Source organism: Pantoea sp. YU22, assembly GCF_003970755.1.
GTDB lineage: Bacteria > Pseudomonadota > Gammaproteobacteria > Enterobacterales > Enterobacteriaceae > Pantoea > Pantoea piersonii.
Window position 1 is genome coordinate 1 of record NZ_RYDU01000032.1, and the last position, 20,338, is coordinate 20,338.

Consider the following 20,338-nt stretch of genomic DNA (forward strand, 5'->3'; position numbering starts at 1 on the left):
CATCCGTAGCTCAGCTGGATAGAGTACTCGGCTACGAACCGAGCGGTCGGAGGTTCGAATCCTCCCGGATGCACCATCTCTTCAGATACGAAAGAGTGCCCCGAACTGATATGGCATGACGCATCGCCAGACAGTACGACTATCCTTGTGGTTGCCCTTTGTCTCTGGATATGAAAACGGCTTTACCCCTGCAAAATGATTTCTCAATGCATCCGTAGCTCAGCTGGATAGAGTACTCGGCTACGAACCGAGCGGTCGGAGGTTCGAATCCTCCCGGATGCACCATCTTTTCAGTTACGCAAAGCACACCCCGAACGGATATAACGAGGCGAAAGCCAGGCATGACTCTCTGATTTACCCTCCTCAGGTAATCCTTTTTACATCACGCTTATTCTCCTTGCGCGCTTACCATTCGCTGCTCTGACAAAACCCAAACCTACTGAAATTTCCGGCAATTACGCCCGGCACCGCCCGATCACCTTTTTCTGAAAAGAAAAAATGCTAATGCTTTCAAAGCATTTGCTGTTCATGCCACCTGGCGACAACCTGTCCGCATTACGCTAAAGTAAGGGCACATTTGTTGAGTGTCCGGAGTGGGGATGTACGATCAATATGACGCACTGATTTTCGATATGGACGGCACGATTCTGGATACCGAGCCGACACATCGAAAAGCGTGGCATCAGGTACTGGGACGATATGAGCTGGCGTTAGACGAATCGCAAATGGTTGGCTTCAACGGCGCGCCCACCTGGCGGCTCGCGCAATTTATTATCGAAAAAAACCACTCCTCTCTCGATCCGTATCAGCTCGCCGCTGAAAAAACCGCGGCGGTTAAAGCCATGCTGCTGGATAACGTTCGACCGCTTCCGCTGATGGACGTGGTGAAAGCCTGGCATGGCCGACGTCCGATGGCGGTCGGCACCGGAAGCGAACACAGCATGGCGGATGCGCTGCTCAAGCAGCTGGGCGTCCGTGAACTCTTCACAGCCGTAGTAGGCGCCGATGATGTCGAGCGTCATAAACCTGAACCCGATACGTTTTTACGCTGCGCAGCGCTGATGGGCGTCGATCCAACGCGCTGCGTGGTGTTCGAAGACGCCGATTTTGGCGTACAGGCGGCGAAAGCGGCCGGTATGGATGTGGTTGATGTGCGCTTGCTGTGAGTGACGTTCTGGCGCTTGCTTCTCTGTTTGGCAGCAGTTTTCTCAGCGCAACCCTGCTACCAGGAAGTTCTGAGGCGCTGCTGATTGCATTACTGGTCGCCAAAAAGGCGTCCGTTTATGGATTGATTGTCGCTGCATCAGTGGGTAATACGCTGGGCGGCATCACTAATATTTTTCTTGGTCGCTTACTGCCGTTGAAACGGCAGGGGCGATGGCATGACACAGCAATAACGTGGTTGCACCGAATGGGACCTGCAGCGCTGCTGCTGAGCTGGCTACCGGTTATCGGCGACCTGCTCTGCGTGCTCGCAGGCTGGTTGCGCTTTGCCTGGCTTCCGGTCCTGGTGTTTCTCGCCGTCGGGAAAACGCTGCGTTATATCGTTATCGCGACCGCCACCTTACAGGGTTTGCAATGGTGGCATTGATTCGCACAGATTCGAGGCTAGGGTTAACATTATGCTGAACAAAAATAAATTACTGTCCCAGCGGGAGGTTAATGTGATCCCGGACGTATCTAAAGCGCTCTCCTGGCTGGAGGCGCATCCCAATGCCTTGAAAGGTATTGGTCGCGGCATTGAACGCGAAACGCTGCGCGTAAAGCCTGATGGTCATCTGGCTGAAAGCCGTCATCCCGATTCTCTGGGATCGGCGCTCAAGCATGACTGGATTACCACCGATTTCGCAGAGACGCTGCTGGAGTTCATCACGCCGGTAGATCAGAATATCGACCATATGCTGGCATTCCTGCGCGATATTCATCGCCATGTGGCGCGAGAGCTGGCTGATGAGCGCATGTGGCCTTTTAGTATGCCTTGCCTGATTGACGATGCCGATCGCATTGAGCTGGCGCAGTACGGCAGTTCTAATATTGGCCGCATGAAGACGCTCTATCGTCAGGGGCTGAAAAACCGCTACGGCGCCCTGATGCAGACGATCTCCGGCATTCACTATAATTTCTCGCTGCCGCTGAGCTTCTGGCAAGAGTGGGCGGACGTTAAAGACGCCGAGAGCGGAAAAGAGACGATTTCTGCCGGTTACCTGCGCCTGATCCGCAACTACTATCGTTTCGGCTGGGTCATTCCCTATCTGTTCGGCGCCTCGCCGGCGATCAGCTCCAGCTTCCTGCAGGGACGCGAAAGCAAATTGCCGTTTGAAACCGACGGCAAAGATTCACTGTGGCTGCCCTATGCGACCTCGCTGCGCCTTAGTGACCTTGGCTACACCAATAAATCGCAGAGCGGCCTCGGTATTACCTTCAACTCGCTTGAAGGCTACGTTAAGGCATTAAAAGCCGCCATTAAAACCCCGTCTGAAGAGTACGCCGCGATGGGTACAAAAGACGCGGAGGGCAACTGGCTGCAGCTCAACACTAACGTCCTGCAGATTGAAAATGAGCTTTATGCGCCGATCCGTCCGAAGCGCGTTACGCGCTCCGGCGAAGCGCCGTCCGATGCGCTGCTGCGCGGCGGTATCGAGTATATCGAAGTGCGCTCGCTCGACCTTAATCCATTCTCAGCCGTCGGCGTCGACGCGAACCAGGTGCGTTTCCTCGATCTTTTCCTGATCTGGTGCACCCTGGCCGATGCGCCGGAAATGAGCGCTGATGAACTGCTGTGCAGCCGGAAAAACTGGAACCGCGTCGTGCTGGAAGGACGCAAGCCGAATCAAATGATTTCGGTCGGCTGTAGCGAAACCGAGCATCCGCTGGTTGAGGTAGGTAAAGCGCTGTTCGACGATCTGCATCGCGTGGCGGAAGTGCTCGACAGTAATCAGGGCAGCACGCAATATCAACAGGTTTGCGATCAACTGGTGGCATCCTTTGACGATCCTGAGCTAACCTATTCGGCGCGCATACTGCAGGCGATAAAAGAGAACGGCGTGACCGGTACCGGCATCGCCCTGGCGGAACAGTATCGTCATATGCTGTGCGAAGAGCCGCTGGAAGTCGTAAGCGAAGAAGATTTTACGCGTCAGGCGCTAGAGTCGGTTGCGGCGCAGAAAAAGCTGGAAGAGGAAGATACGCTCGATTTTGAAGCTTATCTTGCCAGTCGCGAAGGTTAGAAAAGAAAAAGGCCACATCAATGTGGCCAAATTAACATCTCTGTTGTCAGGGATGATGATAACAAATGCGCGTCTTTCATATATTCAGACGCTGGGCGAACAGAAAAGTTTCATCGTTTATAAAAAAATTCTCAAAACAGGAGGTGACGTATGCCACTACTGGACAGTTTTACCGTTGACCATACCATTATGGCCGCGCCCGCAGTGCGTGTTGCGAAGACCATGAAAACTCCCCATGGCGATACCATCACCGTTTTTGACCTGCGTTTCTGCCGTCCCAACAAAGAGATCCTGACCGAGCGCGGCATCCATACGCTTGAGCATCTGTTTGCAGGCTTTATGCGCAACCATCTTAACGGCGACGGCGTAGAAATCGTCGATATCTCTCCAATGGGATGCCGTACCGGTTTCTATATGAGCCTGATCGGCACGCCGGACGAGCAGCGCGTCGCCAGCGCGTGGAAAGGGGCCATGGAAGATGTTCTGAAGGTGAAAGATCAGAATCAGATCCCTGAGCTGAACGAATATCAGTGCGGTAGTTATAAGCTGCATTCGCTGGATGAAGCGCAGCAGATTGCGCGCAACGTACTGGCGCATGATATCGGCGTAAACCGCAATGAAGATCTGAAACTGCCGCAAGAGAAGCTGCAAGAGCTGCATATCTAATCGTTGCTCGCGCAGCAAAAAAAACGCCGCATTGTTGCGGCGTTTTTTATGGGCGGGCGTCAGGATCCGATAGAGGTTTTGAGCGGCGTACGCGGCGTAATACGTACCTGCTTCACCATATTGTCCTGTACGTCGAGAATATCAACGGCGTAGTTCGACAGCTCGACGCGGGTGTTGATCTCGGGGATCTCCTCCAGCGCCTCCAGCAGCATGCCGTTAATCGTGCGCGCTTCCTGCTCCGGCAGATGCCAGTTAAAGGCCTTATTGATTTCACGCACGTTAGCGCTGCCTTCCACCAGCACCGAACCGTCATTTTGCGGCATCACCTCTTCCGCCAGCGTTGGCGACATAGACGTCGTGAAGTCGCCGACGATCTCTTCCAGGATATCCTCAATGGTCACCAGACCTTTGATGTCGCCATACTCATCCACTACCAGGCCGACTTTCTTCTTGTTGCGCTGGAATTTAACTAGCTGGATATTTAGCGGCGTACCTTCCGGCACATAGTAAATCTCATCGGCTGCCCGCAGCAGCGTCTCTTTATTGAACTCTTTTTTCTCCGTCATGGTGCGCCAGGCTTCACGTACGCGCAGCATGCCGACGCAGTCGTCCAGCGAGTCGCGGAACAGCACGATGCGGCCATGAGGCGAATGGCTGAGCTGGCGCATTACCGATTTCCAGTCGTCGTTGATATTGATGCCGACGATATCGTTGCGCGGCACCATAATGTCGTCAACGCTCACCTTCTCCAGATCGAGCACTGAAAGCAGCATGTCCTGATTGCGACGCGACATCAGGCTGCGCGACTCATAAACGATGGTGCGCAGCTCCTCTTTGCTCAGCGCTGAGTTGCTGGCGCTCTCGGTTTTAATGCCGACCATACGCATCAGCAGACGGGTAATGGTGTTCAGCAGCCAGACGATCGGCAGCATGATGTACTGCAGCGGCACCAGCAGAAAACTGCTGGGATAGGCGACCTTTTCCGGGTAGAGCGCGGCGATAGTTTTCGGCAGCACTTCGGCAAATACCAGCACGACAAAGGTCAGGATACCGGTCGCGATCGCCACACCGGCATCGCCATAGAGGCGCATGCCAACAATGGTCGCCAGCGACGAGGCGAGAATATTCACCAGGTTATTGCCGATCAGCACCAGGCTCAGCAGGCGATCGGGACGGCGCAACAGGCCTTCGACCCGGCGCGCGCTGCGCTGGCCATTTTTGGCCTGATGGCGCAGCTTATAGCGGTTAAGCGTCATCATGCCGGTTTCGGACCCGGCGAACCAGGCGGACACCAGTACCATGACGACCAGCGTGATAATCAATGTGGTGGTTGAAACATGTTCCAACGCAGGAGTTCCTTTTATTAAGACGAGTGAGTCAGCAGGTGCTGTAAGATACGACTGCCGAAGTAGGCCATAGTCAACAGCAGCGCGCCGCCGCAGTTGAACCACACTACGCGACGTCCGCGCCAGCCTTCATGATAGTGTCCCCAGAGCAAAACGATATAGACGAACCAGGCCAGAATAGAGAGCACGGCTTTATCGACATTCTCGGCGCTGAACAGGTTATGCATATAAAACAGGCCGGTGCAGAGCACCAGCGTCAGCAGCACTACGCCGATCTGGGTGATATGAAACATTTTACGTTCAATGCTCAACAGCGGCGGCATATCCTGGGTAAAGGCCAGCTTCTTGTTCTTGAGCTGATAGTCGATCCAGGCCAGCTGCAGCGCGTAAAGCGCGGCGATGATCAGCGTTGCGTAGGCGAACAGCGACAGGCCAATATGGATCATCATGCCCGGCGTGGTTTCAAGATGGGTGATAAAGGCGTTAGGCACAAAGGTGGCGAACGCCAGATTGATCAGCGCGAAACTGTAGACGATCGGCAGCAGCAGCCAGCCGCGATTGCGCGAGGCGACAATAGTCATAATGGCGCAGATAAGCAGGCTGACCAGCGAGCCGATATTGAGCAGGCTGAGATTCTGCCCGCTGTCGACGGCAAATATCCGCTGCTGCAGCGCCACGGCATGCGCCACCAGCGCGACGCAGGCGGAAAGCACCGCCATTCGCCGCCATCCGCTGTTACGTTTCAACAGGCTGGGAATAATCAGTGCGAGACTCAGAGAGTAGGCGAACAGCGCCAGGAGCGAGAAAACGGACATAGATCCTTACAGGTATCAGTCAGATGAAAGGAAAAGGGCAGTATAGCGCCAGCAGAAGCCGCCTCCAACCGATCTGAGGAGCAATAGCAGAGATCGTTGCAGCTTCGTGTTATAATCCGCCGCATTATGCCGATCAGGCGCCTCGCGATTTTTTCTGAGTGAGAGAGAATGTTTGACAATTTAACCGATCGTTTGTCGCAAACCCTGCGCAATATCAGCGGCCGCGGAAGGCTGACAGAAGACAATATTAAAGACACGCTGCGCGAAGTGCGTATGGCGCTGCTGGAAGCGGACGTCGCGCTGCCGGTCGTGCGTGACTTTATCAACCGCGTCAAAGAGAGCGCGGTGGGTCACGATGTCAACAAAAGCCTGACGCCGGGTCAGGAATTTATCAAGATCGTCCGCAACGAGCTGGTTACGGCGATGGGCGACGAGAATAACGCGCTTAACCTGGCCGCGCAGCCGCCGGCCGTAGTGCTGATGGCGGGTCTGCAGGGCGCGGGTAAAACCACCAGCGTCGGCAAACTGGGTAAATTCCTGCGTGAGAAGCACAAGAAGAAAGTGCTGGTCGTCTCTGCGGACGTTTATCGCCCGGCGGCGATCAAACAGCTTGAAACGCTGGCGCAGCAGGTCGGCGTCGATTTTTGCCCGTCCGACCTCAGCCAGAAGCCGGTCGACATCGTTAAGAACGCGCTGAAAGAAGCGAAGCTGCAGTTCTACGACGTACTGCTGGTGGATACCGCGGGTCGTCTGCACGTTGACGAAGCGATGATGGACGAGATCAAACAGGTACATGCCGCGATTAATCCGGTAGAGACGCTGTTTGTTGTCGACGCCATGACCGGTCAGGATGCGGCGAACACGGCGAAAGCCTTTAACGAAGCGCTGCCTCTGACCGGCGTGATCCTGACGAAAGTGGACGGCGACGCGCGCGGCGGTGCGGCGCTGTCGATTCGTCACATTACCGGCAAGCCTATCAAGTTTATGGGCGTCGGCGAAAAGACCGAAGCGCTGGAGCCGTTTTATCCCGATCGTATCGCCTCACGTATCCTCGGCATGGGTGACGTGCTGTCGCTGATTGAGGATATCGAGAGCAAGGTTGACCGCGATCAGGCGGAGAAGCTGGCTAAGAAGCTTAAAACCGGCGACGGCTTCGACCTCAACGACTTTCTTGAGCAGCTCAAGCAGATGCGCAATATGGGCGGCATGGCGAGCCTGATGGGCAAACTGCCGGGCATGGGCCAGCTGCCGGACAACGTGAAGTCGCAGATGGACGACAAGGTGCTGGTGCGTATGGAGGCGATTATCAACTCCATGACGCGCAAAGAGCGTGAAAAGCCAGAGATTATCAAAGGCTCGCGCAAGCGTCGCATCGCCACCGGCGCCGGCATGCAGGTGCAGGACGTTAACCGCTTACTTAAGCAGTTCGACGATATGCAGCGCATGATGAAGAAAATGAAGAAGGGCGGCATGGCGAAAATGATGCGCAGCATGAAAGGCATGATGCCCCCAGGATTCCCCGGACGCTAAGCGTTCGGCAATAAAAGCCCGAAAGGTTGCGCTCACAGGTTGCTTTTTGCGCCGAAATGAGTAAAATTTTCGGGCTTTTTATACAGCACCCGGGCCCCGTTCCTCGATGGGGCCCGGTTGTTTTATTAACTTAAGAGGATGTTATGGTAACAATTCGTTTGGCACGTCACGGCGCGAAAAAGCGTCCGTTCTATCAGGTCGTCGTTACTGACAGCCGCAATGCACGTAACGGTCGCTTCATCGAGCGCGTAGGCTTCTTCAACCCGATCGCTTCTGGTCAGGCTGAAACTCTGCGTCTGGACCTGGACCGCATCGAGCACTGGGTTGGCCAGGGCGCAACGCTTTCAGATCGCGTTAACGCGCTGATCAAAGAAGCAAAAAAAGCAGCTTAATCTGTCACGGTGGTGAGCATGAGCAAAGAACTTGCCGCACAGCCTCCCGTTAAGCCCCTCGTTTTGGGGAAAATGGGTGCTGCCTACGGCATTCGTGGCTGGCTCAAAGTGTTTTCCTCCACCGAAGCGGCCGAAAGTATCTTCGACTACCAACCCTGGTTCATTCAGCGCGCCGGTAAATGGCAGCAGGTTGAGCTGGAAAGTTGGCGGCATCACAATCAGGACCTGATCATCAAAGTCAAAGGCATTGACGATCGGGACGCGGCGACGCAGTTGACCAATTGCGAAATTACGGTCGACTCGGCGCAGCTGCCGGAGCTGAACGACGGCGATTACTACTGGAAAGACCTTATGGGCTGCCAGGTAGTCAACGTTGACGGTTACGAGATGGGCAAAGTCATCGATATGATGGAGACCGGCTCGAACGACGTACTCGTCGTAAAGGCGAACCTGAAAGATGCGTTCGGTGTGAAGGAGCGGTTAATACCGTTTCTTGATGAACAGGTTATCAAGAAAGTCGATCTCGCTACTGGCGTCATTGAAGTAGACTGGGATCCTGGTTTTTGATCTCCGAATCGCAAGGTAACGTAACGGCGAAAACGATGTGGATTGGTGTTATTAGCCTTTTTCCAGAGATGTTTCGCGCAATTACCGATTACGGGGTAACTGGCCGGGCAGTAAAAAATGGCCTGCTCAGCATCGAGAGCTGGAGTCCTCGCGACTTTGCTCACGACCGGCACCGTACGGTGGATGATCGTCCATACGGCGGCGGACCGGGAATGCTGATGATGGTGCAGCCCTTACGGGATGCGATCCACGCAGCGAAAGCGGCGGCGGGGGAAGGGGCCAGGGTGATCTATCTGTCACCTCAGGGGCGCAAACTTGACCAACAGGGCGTTTGCGAACTGGCGACACAGCAGAAGTTAATTCTGGTCTGTGGCCGCTACGAAGGTATTGATGAGCGCGTTATTCAAACCGAAATTGACGAAGAATGGTCAATCGGCGATTACGTGCTTAGCGGCGGTGAGCTGCCAGCCATGACGATGATTGATTCAGTAGCCCGGTTAATTCCAGGCGTACTGGGCAAACAGGCGTCGGCCGATGAGGATTCGTTCTCTGACGGTTTGCTGGACTGCCCGCACTATACCCGACCTGAAGTGCTGGAAGGCATGGAAGTACCGACAGTTCTGCTGTCCGGCAACCATGCAGAGATTCGCCGTTGGCGTCTGAAACAGTCGCTGGGCCGGACCTGGCTAAGAAGACCTGAACTTCTGGAAAACCTGGCTCTGACTGAAGAGCAAGCAAGGTTGCTGAAAGCGTTCCAGCGGGAACATCAGCAACAAAACGATGAGGCGGCAGAGTAATCTCCCGCGACTATCAGTTTACCCAGGATAAGAGATTTAATTATGAGCAACATTATCAAGCAAATTGAACAAGAGCAGATGAAACAGGACGTACCTTCCTTCCGCCCGGGTGATTCCGTGGAAGTGAAAGTATGGGTCGTTGAAGGTTCTAAGAAACGTCTGCAGGCATTCGAGGGCGTGGTTATCGCTATCCGTAACCGCGGTCTGCACTCTGCATTCACTGTTCGTAAGATTTCTAACGGCGAAGGCGTTGAGCGTGTCTTCCAGACTCACTCTCCGGTCATCGACAGCATTTCTGTCAAACGCCGTGGTGCTGTGCGTAAAGCCAAACTGTACTACCTGCGTGAGCGTACTGGTAAGTCAGCTCGTATCAAAGAGCGTCTTAACTAAGGTATCGCTAACGCGACATCTAAAAGTTAATAGCAAACAAGGGGTTGGCGTGATGCCAGCCCCTTTTTTTATCTCTGCGTTTCAGGGCGCTGAATGTGGTAAATAGCAGTGATCACCGGCCCGCTCTCCAGAATGATTAAGCCGTAACGCATATCAATAAACCGCGCGCCGCAACGCGCCGCCACGGCGCGGCTGGCGTGGTTCTCCTCAGCGGCGAGGATCTCAATCACCTTTATCTCAGGTCGCGCAAACCCCATTTCAAGTAACAGCTCGACAGCGCGGCTGGCGACTCCCTGTCGCTGCATATCGCTGCGCACCCAATATCCCAGCGCGGCGAACTGGCCCGGCTGGCGGGCAAAACGGATCCCTGCGCCACCGAGTAAGCGATCTTGATCGTCGACGATCGCGAACTCCTCCGCTTCGCCTTTTATTCTCTGCTGCTGCGTAAAAGCGATCCAGCTGGCAGCCTCCTCGGGCTGATAATCAGGGTGCGCCCATGCCATCCAGGGCAGTAGCGTATCCAGCGAGCCATTAACGGCGGCGGTAAAGACTGGGATATCTGCGCAGGTGAAAGGACGAAGCCGTACTGAAGAGGAAACAGGCGTCATAAAATACCCGATGAATAAGCGATTAAGGTCAGCGTATCAGGCGATCTAAAAGAATGCCAGCAGCTCTATGTAATCATTTGTTTACATTATGAGATTTGGCTCGGGTAGTCTTATTTAATTAACATATTGTTTTAAATGGTTATTAATTAACTATAATGTGTGGCGTCAATTTTATGGTAATAAAAGTGTACAGAGGTGGATTGCTTGTTTTACGTCCTGTGATAAAGTGTTCCCTGTCCTGTCAGAGGATCATTAATCGCATAACGAGGAAAAAAGGATCGTAGCCATGCAAAAAGACGCGCTGAACAATGTCCATATCGCCGAAGAACAGATCTTAATCACCCCGGAAGAGCTGAAAGCGAAATTCCCGCTCAATGCCCAGCAGGAAGCGCAGATCGCCGCTTCGCGCCAGACGATCTCCGACATTATTGCCGGTCGCGATCCGCGTTTGCTGGTGGTATGTGGTCCCTGTTCGATTCACGATACTGAAGCCGCTCTCGATTATGCTCGTCGCCTGCAAGATCTCTCTGAACAGCTGAAGGATCAGCTCTATATCGTTATGCGCGTCTATTTTGAAAAACCCCGCACCACCGTCGGCTGGAAAGGGTTGATCAACGATCCCTATATGAACAACTCCTTTGATATGGAAGCGGGTCTGCATATTGCGCGTCAGCTGCTGGTGAACCTGGTAGAGATGGGGCTGCCGCTCGCTACCGAAGCGCTCGATCCCAACAGTCCGCAATACCTCGGCGATCTTTTCAGCTGGTCAGCCATTGGCGCGCGTACCACGGAGTCGCAAACTCACCGTGAAATGGCGTCTGGACTCTCCATGCCGGTTGGTTTCAAGAATGGCACTGACGGCAGCCTCGGCACGGCGATTAACGCCATGCGCGCCGCCGCGATGCCGCACCGTTTTGTCGGCATTAACCAGGCGGGCCAGGTGTGCCTGCTGCAGACGCAGGGCAATCCAGACGGTCACGTTATTCTGCGCGGCGGTAAAGCGCCCAATTACAGTCCGGAAGATGTTGCGCAGTGTGAAAAAGAGATGCTCAAAGCGGGACTGCGCCCGGCCTTGATGATAGATTGCAGCCATGGCAATTCTAACAAAGACTACCGCCGCCAGCCTGGCGTCGCTGAATCGGCGATTGCCCAGATCAAAGATGGCAACCGCTCGATTATTGGCCTGATGCTGGAGAGCCACATCAACGAAGGCAATCAGTCTTCCGAGCAGCCGCGTAGCGAAATGAAATACGGTGTTTCCGTTACCGATGCCTGCATCAACTGGGAAACCACTGAAACCCTGCTGCGCGACATTCATCAGGATCTGCAAGAAGTGCTGTCGGCGCGTCTGTCACGAGAGGTGTAATGAGCAATGGTGGCTGAACTGACCGCGCTGCGCGATCAAATTGATACAGTCGATAAGGCGCTGCTGGATTTGCTGGCAAAACGGCTGGAACTGGTAGCTGAAGTGGGTGAAGTAAAGAGCCGCTACGGCTTGCCCATCTATGTCCCGGAGCGCGAAGCTTCCATGCTGGCTTCGCGTCGTAAAGAGGCGGAAGCGCTCGGCGTCCCGCCCGACCTGATTGAAGATATACTGCGCCGCATTATGCGCGAGTCCTATACCAGCGAGAACGATAAAGGCTTTAAAACGCTGAACCCGGCGCTGCGCCCGGTCGTGATCGTCGGCGGCAAAGGCCAGATGGGCACGCTGTTTGCGCGCATGCTGACGCTGTCGGGCTACAGCGTCAAGACGCTGGACAAAGAGGAGTGGGACCAGGCGGCGTCGCTGCTGAGCGATGCCGGTATGGTAATTATCAGCGTACCGATTCATCTTACGGAACAGGTTATCGCGCAGCTGCCGCCGCTGCCGGAGGACTGTATTCTGGTGGATCTGGCGTCGGTCAAGAACCGTCCTCTGCAGGCAATGCTGGCAGCGCACGCTGGCCCGGTGCTGGGCCTGCACCCTATGTTTGGCCCGGACAGCGGCAGCCTGGCGAAGCAGGTTGTGGTCTGGTGCGACGGGCGTCAGCCAGAGGCTTATCAGTGGTTCCTTGAGCAGATTCAGGTGTGGGGCGCGCGGCTGCATCGTATCAGCGCAGTAGAGCATGACCAGAATATGGCTTTTATACAGGCGCTGCGTCACTTCGCTACCTTCGCTTACGGGCTGCATCTGGCGGAAGAGAACGTCAACCTCGATCAGCTGCTGGCGCTCTCCTCGCCGATTTATCGTCTGGAGCTGGCGATGGTAGGGCGACTGTTTGCGCAGGATCCCCAGCTTTATGCGGACATTATTATGTCTTCCGAAAGCAACCTGGCGCTGATCAAACGCTACTATCAGCGCTTCGGTGAAGCGATTACGCTGCTGGAGCAGGGCAATAAGCAGGCCTTTATCGACAGCTTCAACCGCGTTGAACACTGGTTTGGCGATCATGCTAAACGCTTTATGGTTGAGAGCCGTAGCCTGCTACGCTCTGCTAACGACAGCCGACCGTAAAAAAATGGCATCCTCAGGGATGCCGTTTTTTTATTCGCTGCGCGGTTCCACCGCGACGACATTCTCGCCGGGGTAGCAGCCAAGCACCTTCAGCATGCGGGTCAGTCCTTTCAGTTCCTGCAGCGCCTGCTGCATGCTGTCGGATTCCAGGTTGCCCTGCACGTCGATATAAAACATCTCTTCCCACGGATTGCCGTTGATTGGACGCGACTCCAGCTTGCTCATAATCAGGTTATGCTGGCGCAGCACCAGCAGCGCCTCAACCAGCGCACCCGCCTGCTGACCGGTCGCCATCAGCAGCGTCGTTTTCGCAGGAACCTGATCGGATACCGCGATAGCTTTGCGGGCCAGAACGATAAAGCGCGTATGGTTTTGCTGCTGGTTCGCCAGATTGCGCTCCAGCACCTGAAGATGATAAAGCTCGCCGCCTGCTTCGCTGCCCAGCGCGGCTGCTGTCGGCGAATTCAGTGCAGCGACTTTCTCCATTGCGGCGGCGGTGCTCTCGGTATATTCGATCTTCCAGTGCGGGAAACGACTAATAAACTGACTGCACTGCTGGAAAGGCTGCGGATGACTGTAGACGGTTTCAATCTGCTGCAAATCGGTGTTGCCTGTTACCAGCACGCAGTGTTCGATTGGCTGGGTCAGTTCGCCGACAATCGAGAGGCTGGTCTGCTGCAGCAGATCGTAAACGTCATTAATCGAGCCGGAACTGGTATTTTCAATCGGCAGCACTGCGTAGTCCGCCTGGCCATTTTCTACCTGACGAATGATGTCCTGAAACTTGAGGCAGCCGATCTCCATCATACTGTCGAAATGGCGAGCGGCATACTGACGGGCGGCCAGATGAGAATAGGAGCCTTTTGGACCAAGAAAAGCGATGCGTGCCGCCAGAGCGTGCGCATGGTTCAGGTTTTTCTGCAGCAGGGCCTGCTGCGTCAGGACGGAATCCTCAATAATCTGCTGAAACAGCCGCGTAATATAATGCGCATCCAGTTGATGTTTTTTACCGAGTACGATCAGGTGCTCCAGCAGCGCGCGCTCGCGTTCAATATCACGAATCGGCCGGTGCGTGGCCAGCTTCGCCTCGGCGACCTTCACGGCAAGCGCGCGGCGTTCCGCCAGCAACGTCAGCAGTTTTTCATCAACGGCGCTGATTTTGTCACGCAGCGCCAGTAAAGGATTGTCGGGATTCATAGGGCTCACCTGTAAGCTGTCCAATAAAAAAGCCTCCCGGTTGGGAGGCTTTGTTGTTCGTCTTCGCTTTCTTTTTCACATGACGAATCGCCTCCCAGTCAGGGGAAGGTAAAAAAGAAAGCGAAGAAAAACGGCAAACGTTTCATGATGATTTCCATTCAAAAAGTGATTTGAGAGTACCCGTACTGATTTAAGGCTGTCAATAAAAAACGCGCCCGCAGGCGCGTTAGTCAAAACAGGGGAGTTAAGCGGCTGGCGTAAAGGTTTTTACGCTGGTCGCTGCCCGACGGGCTTCTGGCTTGTGCTGAACCTTATTCAACTGACGCTCAAGCTTACCGATAAGGTCGTTAATCGCCGTATACATATCCTCATGCTTAGCGCTGGCGACCAGCGTGCCGTTTGGCGTGTTAATAGTGGCGTCGGCCACGAATTCTTTCGGCGCTTTGGACAGAACGATGTGCGGATTTATCAGATGAGCTTGCCATTTTTCCAGCTTGGCGAGACGGTCTTCGACATGGTCGCGGATAGCCGCGGTGATTTCCATTTGTTTGCTGGTAATGTTCAGAATCATAGGTTTACCTCTCTGTCATTTTCCGTCTGGGTAGATCCAGCATAACGCGCTGAACAATGAAATGTGTGACTTAGATCACGAAAAAATGTCACTTTTTGTCAATGACAGCGATTTGTGAGAAAGGGTAGGAATATGGCGGAAAAGCCTTGAACCAGGGCAAGCAGAGGCGCATGATTGACGGGTTAGACCAAGGGAGAATTGACAAAATTGTCGCTTTTCCACGCATAAAAAAAGCAGCCATCAAGGCTGCTTTTTTGTTTTTCCAGCTCAGAATTAACTGGCGCTGTTTGCCGCGATAATTTTCGCCACTTTATCCGCTTCGGCAGTCAGCTGCAGATTACGGTAGGCTTTTTCCATCAGCGGCAGCGCATCACGCGTGGCCTGCGTATCAGGATAATCACGCATCATGCCTTCAACGCGGTTAACTACCGCGACATAAGCTTCACGCTTAGTATAGAATTGCGCCACCGAGAGCTCATACTTCGCCAGGCGGTCTTTTAAATAGACCAGGCGTTTTTGCGCATCGGCCGCATACTGGCTGTTGGGGTAGTTACGCAGGAGCTGCGAGAAGTCGCGGAACGCGTCGCGGGCATGCGTCGGATCGCGATCGGAGCGATCAACGCCGAAGAAGCCCTGCAGTGCGGAGTCGTCCAGCGCCATATCCGTCAGGCCGCGCATATAGATAACGTAGTCAATGTTCGGATGGGTCGGGTTCAGACGCATAAAGCGATCTATTGCAGCCTGCGCCAACGGTAAATCGGCGTTTTTGTAGTAGGCATAGATCAGATCAAGCTGTACCTGCTGAGAATAAGGACCAAAAGGATAACGGTTGTCCAGCGCTTCCAGTTGCTTAATCGCCGCTTTAAAGTTACCGTCCTGCAGCTTTTCCTGAGCGGTAGCGTAGATTTCGGAAGGCGGGCTGTCCGGTACTGTGTCCTTTGAGCTGGAACAACCCACAAGGGCCAGGCTCAGTGTGGCAGCAGCCACCAGATATTTCATACGCGTCATGACGAAATGGTTATCCTCAATTTGTTATGGCGGAAGCTGTCCGTATAGCTCCCGGTAATGACCAGGTACGATAGCACATTATATTAAACGGCATCGCCGTGAAAACCCAACGTTAACGAAGAAGCTGTATATGGCACAACAAGTTCAACTCACCGCAACGGTCTCCGAAGCGCAGCTGGGACAACGCTTAGATCAAACTTTGGCGGAATTGTTCCCTGATTATTCACGTTCGCGCATAAAAGAATGGATCCTGGACCGGCGCGTCAGCGTTAACGGCGCGGTCGTCGATAAACCTAAAGAGAAAGTATTGGGCGGCGAACAGGTCGCCATCGATGCAGAAATCGAAGAAGAGCAGCGCTGGGAAGCGCAAAACATCCCGCTGAATATCGTCTATGAAGATGACGATATTCTGGTGATCAACAAGCCACGCGACCTGGTGGTGCATCCTGGTGCCGGCAATCCCGACGGCACCGTACTCAATGCGCTGCTGTATCACTATCCCGCGATTGCCGACGTGCCGCGCGCCGGTATTGTGCATCGACTGGATAAAGATACCACCGGTTTGATGGTGGTCGCGAAAACCGTACCAGCGCAGACGCACCTGGTGGAAACGCTGCAGCTGCGTGAAATCACCCGTGAGTACGAAGCGGTGGCGATTGGGACGATGACGGCGGGCGGCACGGTAAATGAGCCGATCAGCCGTCACTCGACTAAACGCACCCATATGGCCGTACATCCAATGGGGAAACCGGCGGTAACGCACTATCGCATTATGGAGCACTTCCGCGCTCATACGCGGTTGCGTCTGCGTCTCGAAACCGGTCGTACGCACCAGATCCGCGTGCATATGTCGCACATTAACCATCCGCTGGTAGGCGATCCGCTTTACGGTGGGCGTCCGCGTCCGCCGAAAGGCGCCTCGGAGCAGTTTATTACCACGCTGCGCGCTTTCGATCGCCAGGCGCTGCACGCGACGATGCTGCGTCTCTACCATCCGATTACCGGCATCGAAATGGAGTGGCATGCGCCGCTGCCGCAGGACATGGTGGATCTGATCGAGGTATTGAAAGCGGATACCGACGAGTTCCGCGATCAGCTGGACTGGCTATGAGTCTGATCCTGCCGGAATGGCCCGCACCCGCCAACGTAGGCGCCTGTTCGACGCTGCGCGGCGGCGGCGTGAGCCTCGCACCGTGGGAGGCATTTAACCTGGGCGGCCACGTTGGCGACGATCCGGCGCATGTAGCCGCTAACCGGAAAAGCCTGGTGGCGCGCGCGGAATTGCCGCAGATGCCGCGCTGGCTCGATCAGGTTCACGGTACAGAAGTGGTTCGCCTGCCTTCCGCGCAGGCGGAAGCATTGCAGGCGGATGCCAGTATCACCCGTGAAACGGGCGTGGTATGCGCGATCATGACGGCGGATTGTCTGCCGGTGCTGTTCTGTTCCGATGACGGCAGAGAAGTCGCCGCGGCCCATGCCGGCTGGCGCGGCCTGTGCGCCGGCGTGCTGGAAAATACGCTGGCGCAGTTCGCTTCGCCCGCCAGTCAGATACACGCCTGGCTTGGACCCGCCATCGGTCCCGACGCCTTTGAAGTCGGCAGCGAAGTGCGCGCCGCTTTTATGGCTAAAGATGCGCGTGCCCGGCAGGCTTTTCGTCCGGCTGGCGCTAAATATTTTGCCGATATCTGGCTGCTTGCGCAGCAGCGGTTAGAAGCGGCGGGCGTGAAGTCCGTGAGTATGACCCGGCGCTGCACCTTTCATGAGCGTGGCGAATTTTTCTCCTTCCGGCGCGACGGAACAACGGGGCGTATGGCTTCTTTAATTTGGCTGAGATAACCTTACGCCACAAGACGATCCAGTAGCGGATTTTTTGCTCATGGTACAGGTCAATAACCTTGAAAATTTGGGGGATGACCTCATTTTAATCTCCAGTAGCATTTTGACCTGTAATGGGAGGAATCATGCGTCTGGATCGTCTTACCAACAAATTCCAACTGGCCCTTGCCGACGCACAGTCCCTTGCTCTGGGACACGACAACCAATTTATTGAACCTCTGCACCTGATGAGCGCGCTGCTCAGTCAGGAAGGGGGATCCGTTCGTCCGTTACTGGCTTCAGCAGGCGTTGACGTTGCCACACTGCGCAACGGTGTTGAGCAGGCTATCAACCGTTTGCCGCAGGTAGAAGGTAGCGAAGGGGATGTTCAACCCTCCGCCGACCTGGTTCGCGTTCTTAACCTGTGCGATAAGCTGGCGCAGAAGCGCGGCGACAACTTTATATCATCTGAGCTCTTTGTTCTGGCGGCCCTCGACTCGCGCGGCTCTTTAGCCGATTTGCTGAAATCGGCCGGTGCGACCACTGACAAGCTTACTAAAGCGATTGAACAGCTGCGTGGAGGAGATAACGTGAACGATCAAGGGGCTGAAGATCAGCGCCAGGCGTTAAAGAAATACACCATCGACCTCACCGAGCGCGCCGAACAGGGCAAGCTCGACCCGGTAATTGGTCGTGACGAAGAGATTCGCCGCACCATTCAGGTACTGCAACGCCGCACTAAAAACAACCCGGTGCTGATAGGTGAACCGGGCGTCGGTAAAACCGCGATTGTGGAAGGTCTGGCGCAGCGCATCATTAACGGCGAAGTGCCGGAAGGGCTGAAAGGCCGCCGCGTACTGGCGCTGGATATGGGCGCGCTGGTGGCTGGCGCAAAATATCGCGGTGAGTTCGAGGAGCGTCTGAAAGGCGTACTCAACGATCTGTCGAAACAGGAAGGTAACGTCATCCTGTTTATCGATGAGCTGCACACCATGGTCGGCGCCGGTAAAGCGGATGGCGCGATGGATGCCGGTAACATGCTGAAACCGGCGCTGGCGCGCGGTGAACTGCACTGCGTCGGCGCGACGACGCTGGACGAATACCGTCAGTACATTGAAAAAGATGCGGCGCTGGAGCGTCGTTTCCAGAAAGTCTACGTCGCTGAACCGAGCGTGGAAGATACCATTGCTATTCTGCGCGGGCTGAAAGAGCGCTATGAGCTGCACCACCATGTGCAGATCACCGACCCGGCGATCGTCGCAGCGGCAACGCTGTCGCATCGCTATATCGCCGACCGTCAGTTGCCGGATAAAGCTATCGACCTGATCGACGAAGCGGCGTCCAGCATTCGCCTGCAGATCGACTCGAAGCCGGAAGCACTGGATCGCCTTGAGCGCCGTATTATCCAGCTGAAGCTGGAGCAGCAGGCACTGAAGAAAGAATCTGACGACGCCAGCATTAAGCGTCTGGAGATGCTGGAAAGCGAGCTCGACCAGAAAGAGCGGGAATACGCAGAACTGGAAGAAGAGTGGAAAGCAGAAAAGGCGTCGCTCTCTGGCACGCAGAATATCAAGGCGGAACTGGAACAGGCGCGTTTATCGCTGGAACAGGCTCGTCGCGTTGGCGATCTGGCGCAGATGTCCGAGCTGCAATACGGCAAGATCCCGGCGCTGGAAAAACAGCTGGCGGCCGCTACGCAGGCTGAAGGGAAGACCATGAAGCTCCTGCGCAACCGCGTAACCGATGTCGAGATCGCCGACGTGCTGGCGCGCTGGACCGGTATACCTGTGGCGCGCATGATGGAAGGGGAGCGGGATAAGCTGCTGCGCATGGAGCAGGAACTGCACGCTCGCGTTATTGGTCAGGACGAAGCGGTGGAAGCGGTATCGAACGCGATTCGTCGTAGCCGTGCAGGTCTGTCAGATCCGAATCGGCCCATCGGTTCGTTCCTGTTCCTTGGTCCGACCGGCGTGGGTAAAACCGAGCTTTGCAAAGCGCTGGCGAATTTCCTTTTCGACAGCGACGACGCGATGGTGCGTATCGATATGTCGGAGTTTATGGAGAAACACGCCGTGTCGCGTCTGGTGGGCGCGCCTCCGGGATATGTCGGTTATGAAGAGGGTGGCTACCTGACAGAAGCGGTTCGCCGCCGTCCTTATTCCGTGATCCTGCTGGATGAAGTAGAGAAGGCGCATCCGGATGTATTTAACATCCTGCTGCAGGTGCTGGACGATGGCCGTCTGACCGATGGACAGGGCCGCACCGTCGACTTCCGTAATACGGTAGTGATTATGACGTCGAACCTGGGCTCCGATCTGATTCAGGAGCGCTTCGGCGAGCTGAACTACGCTGAAATGAAAGATGTGGTGATGAACGTGGTCGGTCATCACTTCCGCCCGGAGTTCGTCAACCGTATTGATGAAGTCGTGGTATTCCACCCGCTGGGCGAACAGCACATTGCTTCTATTGCGCAGATTCAGCTGCAGCGTCTCTATAAACGTCTGGATGAGCGCGGCTACCAGCTGCATATCTCCGACGAGGCGCTGAAGCTGCTGGGCGAAAACGGCTACGATCCGGTGTATGGTGCGCGTCCGTTGAAACGCGCCATTCAGCAGCAGATCGAAAACCCGCTGGCTCAGCAGATACTTTCTGGTCAGCTGGTGCCTGGCAAAACGATCGAAATGGATGTCAAAGAGGGCGTAATCGTCGCTCATCAGTAACTGACGATAGCGAAACGGGCCTGCGGGCCCGTTTTTTTTGGCTAAAAACGGCGTTTTTGACTCATTTTTCAGCGCATAGCCTGGAAAATGAGCGGTTGATAAAAAAGTTTAAATTAGCGCTTGTCAGCCGGAAAGAACTCCCTATAATGCGCCTCCACTGACACGGCACAACGGCTTACGAAGCGCGGTGTTCAG

At 55.0% G+C, this 20,338-nt stretch carries 21 protein-coding genes, 1 tRNA gene and 1 other annotated feature; of the genes, 15 read left to right on the plus strand and 7 right to left on the minus strand.

The features are described 5' to 3' along the window. Positions 1 to 208: 208 nt before the first annotated feature. From EKL29_RS22245 to luxS, 5 genes are all read left to right on the plus strand, one after another. Positions 209 to 285, plus strand: a tRNA-Arg gene (locus tag EKL29_RS22245). 314 nt (positions 286 to 599) lie between these two features. Beyond that, complete coding sequence (gene yqaB / locus EKL29_RS22250; RefSeq protein WP_120454274.1) at positions 600 to 1,166, plus strand: fructose-1-phosphate/6-phosphogluconate phosphatase; 567 nt, start codon at positions 600 to 602, stop codon at positions 1,164 to 1,166. Further along, positions 1,163 to 1,591 carry a YqaA family protein gene (locus EKL29_RS22255; protein ID WP_120454272.1) on the plus strand — a complete coding sequence of 143 codons (429 nt, stop codon included), beginning with the start codon at positions 1,163 to 1,165 and terminating at the stop codon, positions 1,589 to 1,591. Before yqaB ends, EKL29_RS22255 begins: the two co-directional genes overlap by 4 nt. A gap of 31 nt (positions 1,592 to 1,622) precedes the next feature. Continuing rightward, positions 1,623 to 3,227, plus strand: a complete 1,605-nt coding sequence (gshA, locus tag EKL29_RS22260) for a glutamate--cysteine ligase (protein ID WP_126690768.1) — start codon at positions 1,623 to 1,625, stop codon at positions 3,225 to 3,227. Positions 3,228 to 3,377: 150 nt separating this feature from the next. Continuing rightward, on the plus strand, positions 3,378 to 3,893 hold the full coding sequence (luxS, locus tag EKL29_RS22270) for an S-ribosylhomocysteine lyase (protein WP_103794837.1): 516 nt from the start codon (positions 3,378 to 3,380) through the stop codon (positions 3,891 to 3,893). Between the two features lie 59 nt (positions 3,894 to 3,952). Here luxS and EKL29_RS22275 read toward each other — a convergent pair whose 3' ends face one another. After that, positions 3,953 to 5,239 carry an HlyC/CorC family transporter gene (locus tag EKL29_RS22275; protein WP_120454266.1) on the minus strand — a complete coding sequence of 429 codons (1,287 nt, stop codon included), beginning with the start codon at positions 5,237 to 5,239 and terminating at the stop codon, positions 3,953 to 3,955. 17 nt (positions 5,240 to 5,256) lie between these two features. Continuing rightward, positions 5,257 to 6,054, minus strand: coding sequence for an inner membrane protein YpjD (locus EKL29_RS22280; protein ID WP_120454263.1), 798 nt, complete (start codon positions 6,052 to 6,054; stop codon positions 5,257 to 5,259). A 168-nt stretch (positions 6,055 to 6,222) separates the two neighbouring features. On the opposite strand from EKL29_RS22280, the gene ffh reads away from it, so the two are divergent. The 5 genes from ffh (at position 6,223) to rplS (ending at position 9,730) form a co-directional block, all read left to right on the plus strand. Further along, positions 6,223 to 7,584 carry a signal recognition particle protein gene (ffh, locus tag EKL29_RS22285; protein ID WP_120454260.1) on the plus strand — a complete coding sequence of 454 codons (1,362 nt, stop codon included), beginning with the start codon at positions 6,223 to 6,225 and terminating at the stop codon, positions 7,582 to 7,584. Between the two features lie 143 nt (positions 7,585 to 7,727). Further along, positions 7,728 to 7,976 (plus strand): 30S ribosomal protein S16, encoded by a 249-nt coding sequence (rpsP, locus tag EKL29_RS22290; protein WP_038624540.1) that lies wholly within the window; start codon positions 7,728 to 7,730, stop codon positions 7,974 to 7,976. 18 nt (positions 7,977 to 7,994) lie between these two features. Next, a complete protein-coding gene (gene rimM, locus EKL29_RS22295) occupies positions 7,995 to 8,543 on the plus strand; it encodes a ribosome maturation factor RimM (protein WP_120454258.1) in 549 nt (182 codons plus the stop codon). Between the two features lie 35 nt (positions 8,544 to 8,578). After that, positions 8,579 to 9,340 (plus strand): tRNA (guanosine(37)-N1)-methyltransferase TrmD, encoded by a 762-nt coding sequence (gene trmD / locus EKL29_RS22300; RefSeq protein WP_179256454.1) that lies wholly within the window; start codon positions 8,579 to 8,581, stop codon positions 9,338 to 9,340. A gap of 42 nt (positions 9,341 to 9,382) precedes the next feature. Next, positions 9,383 to 9,730 carry a 50S ribosomal protein L19 gene (gene rplS / locus EKL29_RS22305; RefSeq protein ID WP_033752010.1) on the plus strand — a complete coding sequence of 116 codons (348 nt, stop codon included), beginning with the start codon at positions 9,383 to 9,385 and terminating at the stop codon, positions 9,728 to 9,730. 68 nt (positions 9,731 to 9,798) lie between these two features. On the opposite strand, the gene EKL29_RS22310 is transcribed toward rplS, so the two are convergent. Further along, positions 9,799 to 10,338, minus strand: coding sequence for a GNAT family N-acetyltransferase (locus EKL29_RS22310; RefSeq protein ID WP_126690770.1), 540 nt, complete (start codon positions 10,336 to 10,338; stop codon positions 9,799 to 9,801). A 286-nt stretch (positions 10,339 to 10,624) separates the two neighbouring features. On the opposite strand from EKL29_RS22310, the gene EKL29_RS22315 reads away from it, so the two are divergent. Both EKL29_RS22315 and tyrA read left to right on the plus strand, forming a co-directional pair. Continuing rightward, the gene (locus EKL29_RS22315) at positions 10,625 to 11,704 is read left to right on the plus strand and encodes a 3-deoxy-7-phosphoheptulonate synthase (protein WP_126690771.1); all 1,080 of its coding nucleotides are present in this window, start codon (positions 10,625 to 10,627) and stop codon (positions 11,702 to 11,704) included. A 6-nt stretch (positions 11,705 to 11,710) separates the two neighbouring features. Further along, positions 11,711 to 12,832 carry a bifunctional chorismate mutase/prephenate dehydrogenase gene (gene tyrA / locus EKL29_RS22320; protein ID WP_120454250.1) on the plus strand — a complete coding sequence of 374 codons (1,122 nt, stop codon included), beginning with the start codon at positions 11,711 to 11,713 and terminating at the stop codon, positions 12,830 to 12,832. Between the two features lie 30 nt (positions 12,833 to 12,862). Here the strand turns inward: tyrA and pheA are convergent, their stop codons facing one another. The 4 genes from pheA to bamD form a co-directional block, all read right to left on the minus strand. Continuing rightward, positions 12,863 to 14,029, minus strand: coding sequence for a bifunctional chorismate mutase/prephenate dehydratase (gene pheA, locus EKL29_RS22325; protein WP_126690772.1), 1,167 nt, complete (start codon positions 14,027 to 14,029; stop codon positions 12,863 to 12,865). 22 nt (positions 14,030 to 14,051) lie between these two features. Continuing rightward, positions 14,052 to 14,176: a sequence feature (Phe leader region), on the minus strand. After that, positions 14,128 to 14,175: a pheA operon leader peptide PheL gene (gene pheL, locus EKL29_RS22330; protein WP_100279143.1), complete on the minus strand. Its 48-nt coding sequence runs from the start codon at positions 14,173 to 14,175 to the stop codon at positions 14,128 to 14,130. (Overlaps the previous feature by 48 nt.) A gap of 97 nt (positions 14,177 to 14,273) precedes the next feature. After that, positions 14,274 to 14,600 carry a ribosome-associated translation inhibitor RaiA gene (raiA, locus tag EKL29_RS22335; RefSeq protein WP_120454246.1) on the minus strand — a complete coding sequence of 109 codons (327 nt, stop codon included), beginning with the start codon at positions 14,598 to 14,600 and terminating at the stop codon, positions 14,274 to 14,276. 273 nt (positions 14,601 to 14,873) lie between these two features. Further along, positions 14,874 to 15,608, minus strand: a complete 735-nt coding sequence (gene bamD / locus EKL29_RS22340) for an outer membrane protein assembly factor BamD (protein WP_120454244.1) — start codon at positions 15,606 to 15,608, stop codon at positions 14,874 to 14,876. A 130-nt stretch (positions 15,609 to 15,738) separates the two neighbouring features. Between bamD and rluD the strand changes: the two genes are divergently transcribed. The 3 genes from rluD (at position 15,739) to clpB (ending at position 20,143) form a co-directional block, all read left to right on the plus strand. After that, entirely contained in the window at positions 15,739 to 16,719 is a 981-nt protein-coding gene (gene rluD, locus EKL29_RS22345; protein ID WP_126690773.1) for a 23S rRNA pseudouridine(1911/1915/1917) synthase RluD, read from the plus strand. Continuing rightward, positions 16,716 to 17,444, plus strand: a complete 729-nt coding sequence (gene yfiH, locus EKL29_RS22350) for a purine nucleoside phosphorylase YfiH (protein ID WP_126690774.1) — start codon at positions 16,716 to 16,718, stop codon at positions 17,442 to 17,444. Before rluD ends, yfiH begins: the two co-directional genes overlap by 4 nt. Before the next feature lie 125 nt (positions 17,445 to 17,569). Continuing rightward, a complete protein-coding gene (gene clpB, locus EKL29_RS22355) occupies positions 17,570 to 20,143 on the plus strand; it encodes an ATP-dependent chaperone ClpB (RefSeq protein ID WP_120454238.1) in 2,574 nt (857 codons plus the stop codon). Positions 20,144 to 20,338 lie beyond the last annotated feature (195 nt).

Excerpts from the sequence above, each read along its gene's own strand:
- raiA (WP_120454246.1), bottom strand. The coding sequence starts at position 14,600 with ATGATTCTGAACATTACCAGCAAACAAATGGAAATCACCGCGGCTATC.
- yqaB (WP_120454274.1), top strand. The coding sequence starts at position 600 with ATGTACGATCAATATGACGCACTGATTTTCGATATGGACGGCACGATT.
- EKL29_RS22315 (WP_126690771.1), top strand. The coding sequence starts at position 10,625 with ATGCAAAAAGACGCGCTGAACAATGTCCATATCGCCGAAGAACAGATC.
- bamD (WP_120454244.1), bottom strand. The coding sequence starts at position 15,608 with ATGACGCGTATGAAATATCTGGTGGCTGCTGCCACACTGAGCCTGGCC.
- rluD (WP_126690773.1), top strand. The coding sequence starts at position 15,739 with ATGGCACAACAAGTTCAACTCACCGCAACGGTCTCCGAAGCGCAGCTG.
- rpsP (WP_038624540.1), top strand. The coding sequence starts at position 7,728 with ATGGTAACAATTCGTTTGGCACGTCACGGCGCGAAAAAGCGTCCGTTC.
- luxS (WP_103794837.1), top strand. The coding sequence starts at position 3,378 with ATGCCACTACTGGACAGTTTTACCGTTGACCATACCATTATGGCCGCG.
- tyrA (WP_120454250.1), top strand. The coding sequence starts at position 11,711 with ATGGTGGCTGAACTGACCGCGCTGCGCGATCAAATTGATACAGTCGAT.
- gshA (WP_126690768.1), top strand. The coding sequence starts at position 1,623 with ATGCTGAACAAAAATAAATTACTGTCCCAGCGGGAGGTTAATGTGATC.
- EKL29_RS22280 (WP_120454263.1), bottom strand. The coding sequence starts at position 6,054 with ATGTCCGTTTTCTCGCTCCTGGCGCTGTTCGCCTACTCTCTGAGTCTC.
- pheA (WP_126690772.1), bottom strand. The coding sequence starts at position 14,029 with ATGAATCCCGACAATCCTTTACTGGCGCTGCGTGACAAAATCAGCGCC.
- ffh (WP_120454260.1), top strand. The coding sequence starts at position 6,223 with ATGTTTGACAATTTAACCGATCGTTTGTCGCAAACCCTGCGCAATATC.
- clpB (WP_120454238.1), top strand. The coding sequence starts at position 17,570 with ATGCGTCTGGATCGTCTTACCAACAAATTCCAACTGGCCCTTGCCGAC.
- rimM (WP_120454258.1), top strand. The coding sequence starts at position 7,995 with ATGAGCAAAGAACTTGCCGCACAGCCTCCCGTTAAGCCCCTCGTTTTG.
- yfiH (WP_126690774.1), top strand. The coding sequence starts at position 16,716 with ATGAGTCTGATCCTGCCGGAATGGCCCGCACCCGCCAACGTAGGCGCC.
- trmD (WP_179256454.1), top strand. The coding sequence starts at position 8,579 with ATGTGGATTGGTGTTATTAGCCTTTTTCCAGAGATGTTTCGCGCAATT.
- EKL29_RS22310 (WP_126690770.1), bottom strand. The coding sequence starts at position 10,338 with ATGACGCCTGTTTCCTCTTCAGTACGGCTTCGTCCTTTCACCTGCGCA.
- rplS (WP_033752010.1), top strand. The coding sequence starts at position 9,383 with ATGAGCAACATTATCAAGCAAATTGAACAAGAGCAGATGAAACAGGAC.